At 50.4% G+C, this 9,340-nt stretch carries 16 protein-coding genes and 1 pseudogene; 16 read left to right on the forward strand and 1 reads right to left on the reverse strand.

Annotated features, from left to right (window positions below):
• Positions 1–149: 149 nt before the first annotated feature.
• The 12 genes from AC2FAJ_RS20320 to AC2FAJ_RS20375 all read left to right on the forward strand — a co-directional run bounded on the left by AC2FAJ_RS20320 (position 150) and on the right by AC2FAJ_RS20375 (position 7,545).
• Complete coding sequence (locus tag AC2FAJ_RS20320) at positions 150–644, forward strand: hypothetical protein (RefSeq protein ID WP_024144956.1); 495 nt, start codon at positions 150–152, stop codon at positions 642–644.
• A gap of 9 nt (positions 645–653) precedes the next feature.
• Positions 654–842 carry a hypothetical protein gene (locus AC2FAJ_RS20325; RefSeq protein ID WP_000872126.1) on the forward strand — a complete coding sequence of 63 codons (189 nt, stop codon included), beginning with the start codon at positions 654–656 and terminating at the stop codon, positions 840–842.
• A gap of 108 nt (positions 843–950) precedes the next feature.
• Entirely contained in the window at positions 951–1,766 is an 816-nt protein-coding gene (locus AC2FAJ_RS20330; protein ID WP_048231951.1) for a Rha family transcriptional regulator, read from the forward strand.
• 108 nt (positions 1,767–1,874) lie between these two features.
• Entirely contained in the window at positions 1,875–2,447 is a 573-nt protein-coding gene (locus AC2FAJ_RS20335; protein WP_016051690.1) for a hypothetical protein, read from the forward strand.
• A gap of 141 nt (positions 2,448–2,588) precedes the next feature.
• Complete coding sequence (locus AC2FAJ_RS20340) at positions 2,589–4,274, forward strand: DUF4942 domain-containing protein (protein WP_485454466.1); 1,686 nt, start codon at positions 2,589–2,591, stop codon at positions 4,272–4,274.
• A 58-nt stretch (positions 4,275–4,332) separates the two neighbouring features.
• Entirely contained in the window at positions 4,333–5,022 is a 690-nt protein-coding gene (locus AC2FAJ_RS20345; protein WP_485454467.1) for a hypothetical protein, read from the forward strand.
• Positions 5,019–5,300, forward strand: a complete 282-nt coding sequence (locus AC2FAJ_RS20350) for a hypothetical protein (protein WP_006812541.1) — start codon at positions 5,019–5,021, stop codon at positions 5,298–5,300. The genes AC2FAJ_RS20345 and AC2FAJ_RS20350 overlap by 4 nt, the downstream gene beginning before the upstream one ends.
• Positions 5,301–5,302: 2 nt before the next feature.
• A complete protein-coding gene (locus tag AC2FAJ_RS20355; RefSeq protein ID WP_410734410.1) occupies positions 5,303–5,674 on the forward strand; it encodes a hypothetical protein in 372 nt (123 codons plus the stop codon).
• Between the two features lie 92 nt (positions 5,675–5,766).
• Positions 5,767–6,408, forward strand: coding sequence for an HD domain-containing protein (locus tag AC2FAJ_RS20360; protein WP_410734409.1), 642 nt, complete (start codon positions 5,767–5,769; stop codon positions 6,406–6,408).
• Positions 6,405–6,947 carry a phiTE_072 family protein gene (locus tag AC2FAJ_RS20365; protein WP_485454468.1) on the forward strand — a complete coding sequence of 181 codons (543 nt, stop codon included), beginning with the start codon at positions 6,405–6,407 and terminating at the stop codon, positions 6,945–6,947. Before AC2FAJ_RS20360 ends, AC2FAJ_RS20365 begins: the two co-directional genes overlap by 4 nt.
• Positions 6,948–6,958: 11 nt before the next feature.
• Positions 6,959–7,261 carry a hypothetical protein gene (locus tag AC2FAJ_RS20370; RefSeq protein ID WP_176206723.1) on the forward strand — a complete coding sequence of 101 codons (303 nt, stop codon included), beginning with the start codon at positions 6,959–6,961 and terminating at the stop codon, positions 7,259–7,261.
• Positions 7,258–7,545: a DUF7739 domain-containing protein gene (locus tag AC2FAJ_RS20375; RefSeq protein ID WP_000218758.1), complete on the forward strand. Its 288-nt coding sequence runs from the start codon at positions 7,258–7,260 to the stop codon at positions 7,543–7,545. The genes AC2FAJ_RS20370 and AC2FAJ_RS20375 overlap by 4 nt, the downstream gene beginning before the upstream one ends.
• 60 nt (positions 7,546–7,605) lie before the next feature.
• On the opposite strand, the gene ydfZ is transcribed toward AC2FAJ_RS20375, so the two are convergent.
• The gene (gene ydfZ, locus AC2FAJ_RS20380) at positions 7,606–7,809 is read right to left on the reverse strand and encodes a putative selenium delivery protein YdfZ (protein ID WP_006812537.1); all 204 of its coding nucleotides are present in this window, start codon (positions 7,807–7,809) and stop codon (positions 7,606–7,608) included.
• A gap of 187 nt (positions 7,810–7,996) precedes the next feature.
• Here ydfZ and AC2FAJ_RS20385 point away from each other — a divergent pair, with 187 nt between their 5' ends.
• From AC2FAJ_RS20385 to AC2FAJ_RS20400, 4 genes and pseudogenes are all read left to right on the forward strand, one after another.
• The gene (locus tag AC2FAJ_RS20385; RefSeq protein ID WP_485454469.1) at positions 7,997–8,263 is read left to right on the forward strand and encodes a hypothetical protein; all 267 of its coding nucleotides are present in this window, start codon (positions 7,997–7,999) and stop codon (positions 8,261–8,263) included.
• A gap of 85 nt (positions 8,264–8,348) precedes the next feature.
• The gene (locus AC2FAJ_RS20390) at positions 8,349–8,585 is read left to right on the forward strand and encodes a DUF1380 domain-containing protein (RefSeq protein ID WP_040110258.1); all 237 of its coding nucleotides are present in this window, start codon (positions 8,349–8,351) and stop codon (positions 8,583–8,585) included.
• On the forward strand, positions 8,582–8,902 hold the full coding sequence (locus tag AC2FAJ_RS20395; protein WP_485454470.1) for a DUF5983 family protein: 321 nt from the start codon (positions 8,582–8,584) through the stop codon (positions 8,900–8,902). Before AC2FAJ_RS20390 ends, AC2FAJ_RS20395 begins: the two co-directional genes overlap by 4 nt.
• Positions 8,903–9,135: 233 nt before the next feature.
• Positions 9,136–9,340 (forward strand): annotated as a pseudogene (locus AC2FAJ_RS20400) (hypothetical protein); the annotation flags it as partial.

The raw sequence follows: 9,340 nt of genomic DNA on the forward strand, positions 1-9,340 counted from the left end.
TAAGTAAGTATTTACCTATTATTTAAAATCAAGTATCTTACCGTTCGTCAGGATGACGAAGTACCGGTTAGGTACTGTTCCAGGATGGAACGCCAAAAGGCGGCTGGCTTGGCCAGCCGCAACTCTTTCTGACACTGAATGGAATCCAAATGGCACGTCAAACGCCTTTCACTTCTTTCAATAAACGTCCCCGTTCAATTCGCCTGGTTCTGGCCGAGCTGTTTAGCGGTCGTGTTTCTGCACGCCTTGCGGAACTGGAAGAACGAGTGTTTGAGCTGGAGAAGCGCATTGATGCGCAAGCTACCGCCATAGCAAATCTGGGCGCGACAGTAGGCATGGAGAAGGTGCGTGATTCCGTCGCCTCTCGTGTGTTGCGTGAATCCCAGGCACACAAGGACAGTTCTCATGGAAAATTTTCAACGAAATCGACTGAAGCCAATGGCCTACGGAGTAATTTTAGCAACCCTGGCAGCGGTAGCCGTACCAGCCGGTCAGAGTCTGTTGATACCGGACACAACTACTTCCACCACAACCTTGCAGACGACACCCCTGCCAGAACGACCTCCTGTCTCTCTGGATGGGATGCTGCTGGACACGATTCCAGCTCGACCTGCAACTCCGGATCTTCCTTCTGCTGTGACTGAGGCTATTGCATGAAATGGAGCTTCCAGAAAGTCACCGCGATGATTGTTGGCCTGGCCATTTTTCTGCTTGGTGGCTGGATCATGAATCTGGTGAAACTCGTGAACGGTGGCGATCTGCAGTTTGATGCCGGAATGACACTTGCGCGTGTCGTGGGCATTTTCGTTGTACCGGTGGGCAGCATTCTCGGGTTCTTTTGATGCTGAATCCCTTTTCGGCACTGTTAAAACAAATTGTTTAGCTAATTAACCAATGAGAGTTAACAACAAGGGCCACTTACGGCCCTTTTTACACTGAATGGAGAATGTATGTTTGAGGCAACTGCACACACTCCCACCACTACAGGCTTACACGCCAAACCATCGATGACCAGTCAGGAGATCGCCGAAATGGTCGGCAGTCGCCATGACAGCGTAAAACGCACCATTGAAAGACTCGCTAAATCCGGCGTTATTACTTTTCCACCAATGGTGGAAAAGCCCACTGCCGGGCGTCCGGCTACGTTTTACTTGTTCGAAGCCGAACAGGGTAAGCGCGATAGCATCGTTGTCGTGGCACAGCTTTCTCCTGAATTTACCGCACGCCTTGTTGATCGGTGGAGAGAGCTTGAGTCCATGTTTGCCGACCGCGGAACGCCTGCTATTCCACGTACCTATAAAGAGGCTCTGGTTCATTTGTTACACCAGGTCGAGGAAAACGAGCGTCTGGAGAAAGAGAACGAAGCGTTAGGCGTTGCACTATCTAACGCAAAACCAAAAGCCATTCTCATGGACACCATTTGCGGCACTGCTGATGAGCTTTATGGGCTGAATGAAGCTGGTCGCATTCTCGGAACGTCCGGGGCTGTTCTGGGTGCGCTGATGGACTCGCTGGGTGATGTGTACGTTAAGCGCAAATACACCACTGTTAACCGCCAGTTCCTCAAGATCTTCATTGACCGCGGATATGGCAAAAACGTTGTCATCGGAAACGGACGCAACCAGGCCAAGTTCACCTTTAAAGGACTTTGCTTTGCTGCCGTGAAGCTAATTGCTGCCGGGAAAATTACCGCCAGCGCCATTGAGTATGAGCCGTGTCGTGAGCATGTCGAACGTGAAATGAAGGAACCCAAACGTCTTCATTAACCGTCAGTGTGGGCGTCCGCCTTTACGTAGCGTTTGCCCACCTTTTATGTCACGTCACAATAACGCCATCAAGAAAACAACTTGTTTAAAGACATAAGGAAAAAACACATGTGCGAAAAATGCAAAAAAACTAATGCCAAAGTTGAAAGCGTGATTAAAAAAGTTGGTGCGGCTGAACTGGTTGAGATCATGGGTCTTGTGGTTGGTCACGAAGACGACGCCTCCCCTATCGACCGCCTTTTCAGCGTTCTCAAGTTCTCAAGCATGATTGATGATCCGATTGAAATTGTGATGCTGGCGCGTCATTTCGGCGAAGCGTATCTGGAAGAGAAAGAGCGCGCCGACAAACTTCAGGCAACGCTGGAAATGGTAAGCAAGCCGAAGTGCTCACCGGATTCAGTCAAGGCAGATGAAACCAACGCCAGCAAAGATCGCGAAATCGCCGGGCTGAAGTCTTCTCTGGCGATGTTGCTGGCCGCCTTCAAACTGATGTCTTCCCAGGCTGGGTTCAAAATGCCTGAGCTGAACAGCGACGATCCGATGGCCGTTCGCCAGCTGCTGGGGGCAATGGCCGACCAGCTTGACGACACCAAGAGCCGTCTTGAAGACATGATGCGCGAGCTGACCCATCGCCACGACCTGAACAAACAGCCGCACAAAACGCAGCACGTACACCACTAATTTCTCACCTGCCGACAGGGGGCGAAAGCCCCCTTTTTTACGCCTTAAATCAGCTGCAACGCCTGTAAATGCTGCTTTTACGCCTTTTCAACTTTGGGAAAATAACACCAACAAGAAAACAATTTGTTTAATGGTGCAATCATGAATGCAGCCCTTTCCATCATTGACGCTATCACCCCAAACACTGATATCGACTACCGGCAGGAAATGAACGTCATCCACGAAATTGTGGCCGAGTGCGAGAAAGAGATCGCATTCATGCATCAGGTTCACGACTTCGTTTATGGCGACGAACGCCACAACATGATTAACCGCCTGCTGCGACTCAACCACCGGCCGGATGACGAGCGCACACGCTTTAACAGAGCCTGGCTGGATAAGGTCGACCTTGAATGGGTGAAACAGAATATCTGGGCCGAGTACTGGAAGAAGGTCACGGATATGACAAACGTTCTGCTGATCATGCCAGCTTCCCGCCGCGACGAGTGGCGTGAGCAGTTCATCGAGGGCAAGCAGGAGACCATCAGGACTGACAGAACCGGCTACCAGATGAAGGTTAAGGAGTTCGTTGGCGTGCCGGAGTTCAAAGCAGAAACGGTCATCCCCACGATGCTCAATCTGCTGAATGACAGGCACAAATATCTCTCTGAGCGCGTGTATGGCTTGTTTAAGGCGCTGAGTCCTGCCCACAAGACCAATAAGACGAACGGCTTTAGCGAGCGTCTGATCATCGCCAACTGCATTTCCGAGTTCTGGCGGGACAGCGTCAGCGTGAACTACCGAAAAGAGGACTACATCGACGACCTGCGCGTCATGCTTCATTTCTTCGCGCACAAGGAGTTCATCACCATCAACCGCACAACTGAGATGCTATCTGCTGCGTACCGGGCAAACGACTGCCAGACCGGTGACTGGATGAATGTCGACGGAAACCTGATGCGCGTGAAGATGTTCAAGAACGGCAACGTTCACTTTGAAATACATCCTGACGTGGCCTGGAAGCTGAATGAGGTGCTGGCTTACAGTATGCCTGCAGCAATCCCGGCGCCATGCCGTACTGCACCCAAAACACGGGCACCAAAAGAGTTCGGGTTAATCCAGAAGACGATCTCCGAGCCGGTTCGTACCGCGCTGCGCGACGGGCGATTCAGCAAAGACAAAGGCGTCTGGTACTTCTCTGATTCCAACCTACAGAAGTCACAGGTGGAAGAGCTTGAGCGCACACTGAACTTCATTGGCGGCGTGCAGGAGAAAAAGCACTGGCAGTTCCCGTATGAGATCGGCCATACGCTCAATACGATTGTGGCCACCGGCTTAATACCGGATACAAAATCACACCAGTTCTACCCTACCCCGCGTTTGATAGCGGAGTACGTTGCCAGAGCCATAGAGCTGAAGCCAGGTGAGAAGCTGCTGGAGCCTGAAGCCGGGCGCGGAGATCTGCTGGCATGCATCGACGCCAATCCGGAAGACGTTACCTGTATAGAAGTCGCACCTCTCTTCGCTGATATCCTGCTTGGCAAGGGGTACACAAATACGGTCTGCTGCGACTTCATGAAGTGGTCTGAGGACAATGCAGGCTATCAGTTCGACAAAATCGTCATGAACCCGCCCTACTCTCTTGGCCGTCACAGAGAGCATACGCTGGCCGCGCTGGAGCATCTTAAAGTCGGTGGGAGACTGGTGGCAGTACTGCCGGGTGATGCGCCAGTTCTGAAGTGGATGACTTTGGATAATTTCGTTTATGCCAAAGGGAAGTCGTTTACTGACGAGTTTGAAGACACCGGAATCACTGTCAGCGTATACGTTTTCAAATGCGTAAAATGATAGGTAAACACTTACCTAATTTATGTAAGAATAGAGCCACTTTATCAGAGGTAAACACATGAGCGAAAAATCGAGAATTACATTCGCCAGCGTTGATCAGGCGAAGCTGCCATTTAATTTAGTGCTACAGGGGAACGCAGGAACGCCTGCCGGAACCATCATAATCGACAAGGAGCTTGTGACGTTCGAAGGTAACTTTGATGAATCGGCGCAGGTTTTTATCGATCATCTGGCACGCCGTTGGAGCCAGCAGTGGAGAGACCTTGAGAAACGCGCCAATGAGTTTGACCGGTTCATGGACGCAATTGACACAGCAAAAGAGGCTCTGGCTGCCGGTACTCCGTTAGATCTGGAGTCGCTTTTCAAAGGAGAAATGGCCTCTGCGATGTTCGCCACCATGTTCGCAGGTGAGTTTGTCCGCAGCGGCGCCAGAAATTATCTGGAGCTTGGGTACAACGTTCCTGAAATGGGCGAGTTTACCGTCACCATCCAGCGCAAAGAAGGCAAGACGCCAGGCGAACGTATCGCTGAACTTGAGGCCGTTGTGGATCAGCGTAACGGCGAGTGCGTCCGTTTGATCAACGAACGTGATGCGCTGCGCGAAGAACAGCTGAACAAAGGCTCGAACACACGCGCGGCCGCAGACATCTACTTCCAGTTGGTTGAGGAATGCCAGATCCCGCCAGGCGGCTCTTTGGTCGAGTATGTCCGCGAATTGCAGGAGAAAGCAGAGAGGTGCGCGGCATGAATGACCTGCTTGTCGAGCGAGTCTCCGCTTTTGTTAAGTCTCCGCTGGATAATCCCCTCACCCGTGGTGAGCAGATGGAGCTGGCAAGGTGGTTTCTGCATATCCATGAGCAGATGGAAGTTTTTAAACAGTTGCCGGATCTGCCCATTACAGACGGCCATGTTCAGCAGGTGATTAACAGCCACGAAAAAGGCTGGGCGATGATTGTGCCGTGCAAAATTACCTACGAGCTGGCTAAGGAAGTGCAGGCTAACAGAGCAAGGAGTAAGGAAGAGTAACTATGAAGTTGGGTAATGCCGTTTCGCTGTTTTTTACAGCATTACTGGAAGGTTTCAATTATCGCTTTTGTCCGGTCTGGGATAAGGCGCTGGATACGCTTATTGAGGAAGGAACGCTGCTTGAGGTGCGAAATGGGATCGCTCTGTTTGAGCGCGACGCCCAGCTATATGAAGTGTTCGTCGGGGCTGGCTTCAACCACTTCGGGCATCTTATTAGCTTGAATACCAAACCCATCGACGAGAGCGTCATGCGCCGTCCGTCGTTCCGTGTAATGGATAAGCTGCAACGTCATGTAAATGCCGAATTACTCCGTGTAGCCAAAGAAAAAGAACGAGAGCTACAGGCGATGATTGGATCGCTTATCGCTGAGTAAACAAAAGGCCACTCTTGTGGCCTTTAACAATTTGTTTTCTGCCTTTTCTTATCTTTGAAAATAACTACATCCAGAAAACAACGGAGTTAAGAATGTCCCGTATTTCCAAAGCCCATATGTTTGCCGCTGGCGCTCATGGCGGCGTTGGCCAGAAAAGAAAATATACCGGTGAAGATTACATCAACCACCCGGTTGCTGTCCGCGAGATTGTTGCCTGGCATGGTGGAACCGTGGAGATGCAGATCGCGGCGCTTCTGCATGATGTGGTCGAAGACACCCATGTCACCATAGAGATGGTTCGTGAGCACTTCGGTGAGCACGTAGCCGAAATGGTTCTGGCTCTGACCAACATTGCCAGACCAGAAGACGGCAATCGAATACAGCGCTTCATCATCAACGTCCGGGAGCTGGAGCAAAGCCTCGACATGCAGACGCGCATGATCAAGCTGGCTGACCTGCTGGACAATACCTCTTCTATCGTGAGTCGCGACCCTGAGTTTTCAGCCATCTACCTCGCAGAGAAAGAGCTGATGCTGGCCGTACTCTTTGACGGCAAGGAGATTGGTGCCGATGCCGGTGTTGTCGAGTACCTGGAGAAAAAAGGCATAGAGCATTCGTTGCTGATAAACGCCCGGGCGATGGTGAAGAAAGGCATTGCCAGTCTGCAACCGGTACACACCAAACGTTATGAAAAACACAAAGCGCTGATCTGGGGCGCGTGGGAGGCTGCATGAAGGTCGAAAAAATAGATGTTCTTTCCTTTGTGCTGACGGATCTGGAGCGTCTCGACCCGGTACGCGTAATGATTGAAAACTACGAGCCGGGCAAGGGAAGAGTCACCATCACCTGCTATGGGAAAGCATGGACTGCTGCCTGGTTCGCGATGGGCGGGGATGACGTGCAGACGTTTATTAAGATAGTGAGCAACGATTATTTGATTGGTTGCCTCGACCCTCAATTGCTGAGTACGGTCGACGATGACAACGACGCAAACCTGCTTTTCGTGAAGTCCGAAATCATAAAGTTGCGCAGGGAGAGAGAAATCGACGCAGAACAGGCCCGCAATATGTGGGACGAGGCAGAAAACGCTGATGACGTAAAAGAAAGTTGCTGCTGTTTCGGTGTCGGTAACGAACTGCTGAGTCTGTTTGGTGACGATCCGTGGTATGCCGGTTGGCCAACGGTGCCAAACCCCAGATACCAATACCTGGAACGTATCGTGAACGCGGTACGTGATGGGCTGAAAGAGTTGGACAAATCAGATAATAAGTAAGAGGCATCGTGATGAGAGAGAAAATCAAGAACCCGGTCGTCGTACTGTATAAACGGGAAACCAGCGATTCGTATGCGGTCGCCATTACTGACGGCAGCCAGAACATGCACGATGGTCTGCTGATGGCTTCCGTGTCTCCGGATGAGGCGGACAACTCTTTCGCTGTCTTCGCGATGGTCGGTTACTACATGGCCGCTGAAATCGAGGCGCTGCGCAAGCGTGTATCCGAACTGGAGGCCAAATCCAGCGCCGAAGAAGCCCCGAGTGTGGCAATCACTTTACCTGCAAATTTGAGTACTGAGGACTTGCGATGACGGTTTCTCTTGTAGACAAACGACGTAGTGGACAGCGTATCCCTGGTCTTGATCTTGCTAACGGAACCTGGTTTACGATACTGGACATTCCGGGCATGGAGAGTCTGGTCAACCAGAAGCATACCAATGACCCTCTTAATGTGACGCCAGCCAAAGCGAAAAAGATGGCTGATATTGTCGAAGCGTGGACACCACCAGATGGATGGTCGGGAGACGAACCAGAGAAGATGAAGCGCTATATCGTTGAGTTTCTTCGCGGTTGTAATGGATTCAGAAGCCACTAAACAGAAATCAAAAAGGCCACTAGTTGTGGCCTTAAACAATTTGTTTTATAGCTGGTGAAATTAATGGAACCCCAGGCGAACTAAATCCATTGGGCAGAACAGACCCTCCACACCTTCGATAGACACGCAGTCAGAACGGCGTAATTGTTCTTCTGATTTGCCTTCTCCGCAGATTTCCTTGATGACTCCCGTTGCACCATTCGTTGCCACCATCACTCGGCTGCCGGTAGTGATAGCGTTACGGTTGCGATCATAGGTCTTCATCGTTTCCTCCTTTCACTTGGGTCAAATCAGGTTTCAAAAATTGCCGCTTTTCATGTATGTACGGTTTGCAAAATCTCAAGTGCCGAAACAAATTGTTTTCACCAGCTTGTTATTCCCTTAACCCGCAAAGTTGACCGGTATAGTAATAAATACTACTGTTTATATATACAGTATTGAGGGCGGAAAAATGGGACTCAAAGACTCAAACTATCAGATCGTCTATAGAGGCGAGACTCTTCAAAATTTCAAGCCGGGGCAGTACGTTTTCTTTCAACGATTGAAGGAGTATGGCGGCGGATACTGGTTGGGCAGGACTCATGAAGATGGGTTCGAGTTTTTGCTGGAAGAACCAATCTCGCTGGGAAGAGGTCTTGAGTTTCTGATAACGCACTCGAGCGTGGAGGCCAGATTTATGGAGTTCGTCGACGATGCGGACGACTTCAAACTCACCTAATCATCACTTAAACATCTTGTTTTCTGCCTTTTGTTATTTGAGATAATAACGCCAACAAGAAAACAAGTTGTTTAAGGAGTTAATCATGTTCGGAACCGCAAAAGACATCATCGAGAAGCTGGAGAACTACCCAGAAGACGAGCCGCTGCTGATGGTGATGTGGCACAAGGAAGATGTAGGTGAAGTGCGACCAGACCTGACTGACGAACAGTGCGTTCAGGTTTTGCGAAAAATCAAAGAGTGCCATGACGCCAGCGTCGGCGTGAATTGGGATGTCATTTCTGACACGGCCGACACTCTGTTTCCAAAGGAGAAGGCATGATGCTGAAAATCACCGAATCGTATAAGACGGCGGTGATCAGCACCGCCCACGTTACACAGCATGACTCTGAGTGTCTGCCTAATATCTGTTTCGACCCACTAACAGATCGTGGACTGAATTGGGTACACGGCACGGAGTACGGATGGGTTGTCCGCGCAGGTATGCGTGGCAACGACTGGAAAGAAGAGCTACGTGATTACGGCGTCACATGGCAAACCATCGAGAACATTCAGAAGGTACTGGATGCCGGCTATGACGCGGTTCACTTCGATTGCGACGCCGAGCTGGTGGACGGATTACCAGCCTGGGACTGGTAGGAGATGATTATGACGACGGTTGAAGACTTGATAAATGATGTGTTGGTGAATTTAGGGAGGACGCCAGACGAGCTGCTAATAGCAACGGTTTTCGATAGTCTGCCAGACGATGTATGCAGATTGGCGAAAGAGTGGGGATGGTGTGATACAGAAGTGCGTGAAAGGGTGTACGCTGTGGCGTGGAAAATAATCAATAATTAGCTATCAGAAGTATGGCTTACAAGGAACCGCAAATGACAGACACAGCATATTCAAAAGCTCTGCAAAAAGAGGTAGATCCGGAGCAATATGTAGCATTGTTGGGTTTAGATGACAGCACCGTACATGCCTTTGCTCGTGAAGATATCGTCTGTCCTATATGTGAAACTGGTGGCGGTTCCTATGTAAGAGCATCTGTAAACGGCGCTTATCGCAAAAAGGCCCATTTCAGGTTTGCGG

Source organism: Enterobacter cloacae complex sp. 385G4, assembly GCF_057320665.1.

Excerpts from the sequence above, each read along its gene's own strand:
- AC2FAJ_RS20385 (WP_485454469.1), top strand. The coding sequence starts at position 7,997 with ATGGGACTCAAAGACTCAAACTATCAGATCGTCTATAGAGGCGAGACT.
- AC2FAJ_RS20345 (WP_485454467.1), top strand. The coding sequence starts at position 4,333 with ATGAGCGAAAAATCGAGAATTACATTCGCCAGCGTTGATCAGGCGAAG.
- AC2FAJ_RS20375 (WP_000218758.1), top strand. The coding sequence starts at position 7,258 with ATGACGGTTTCTCTTGTAGACAAACGACGTAGTGGACAGCGTATCCCT.
- AC2FAJ_RS20395 (WP_485454470.1), top strand. The coding sequence starts at position 8,582 with ATGATGCTGAAAATCACCGAATCGTATAAGACGGCGGTGATCAGCACC.
- AC2FAJ_RS20330 (WP_048231951.1), top strand. The coding sequence starts at position 951 with ATGTTTGAGGCAACTGCACACACTCCCACCACTACAGGCTTACACGCC.
- AC2FAJ_RS20320 (WP_024144956.1), top strand. The coding sequence starts at position 150 with ATGGCACGTCAAACGCCTTTCACTTCTTTCAATAAACGTCCCCGTTCA.
- AC2FAJ_RS20340 (WP_485454466.1), top strand. The coding sequence starts at position 2,589 with ATGAATGCAGCCCTTTCCATCATTGACGCTATCACCCCAAACACTGAT.
- AC2FAJ_RS20390 (WP_040110258.1), top strand. The coding sequence starts at position 8,349 with ATGTTCGGAACCGCAAAAGACATCATCGAGAAGCTGGAGAACTACCCA.
- AC2FAJ_RS20355 (WP_410734410.1), top strand. The coding sequence starts at position 5,303 with ATGAAGTTGGGTAATGCCGTTTCGCTGTTTTTTACAGCATTACTGGAA.
- AC2FAJ_RS20335 (WP_016051690.1), top strand. The coding sequence starts at position 1,875 with ATGTGCGAAAAATGCAAAAAAACTAATGCCAAAGTTGAAAGCGTGATT.
- AC2FAJ_RS20350 (WP_006812541.1), top strand. The coding sequence starts at position 5,019 with ATGAATGACCTGCTTGTCGAGCGAGTCTCCGCTTTTGTTAAGTCTCCG.
- ydfZ (WP_006812537.1), bottom strand. The coding sequence starts at position 7,809 with ATGAAGACCTATGATCGCAACCGTAACGCTATCACTACCGGCAGCCGA.
- AC2FAJ_RS20365 (WP_485454468.1), top strand. The coding sequence starts at position 6,405 with ATGAAGGTCGAAAAAATAGATGTTCTTTCCTTTGTGCTGACGGATCTG.
- AC2FAJ_RS20360 (WP_410734409.1), top strand. The coding sequence starts at position 5,767 with ATGTCCCGTATTTCCAAAGCCCATATGTTTGCCGCTGGCGCTCATGGC.
- AC2FAJ_RS20325 (WP_000872126.1), top strand. The coding sequence starts at position 654 with ATGAAATGGAGCTTCCAGAAAGTCACCGCGATGATTGTTGGCCTGGCC.
- AC2FAJ_RS20370 (WP_176206723.1), top strand. The coding sequence starts at position 6,959 with ATGAGAGAGAAAATCAAGAACCCGGTCGTCGTACTGTATAAACGGGAA.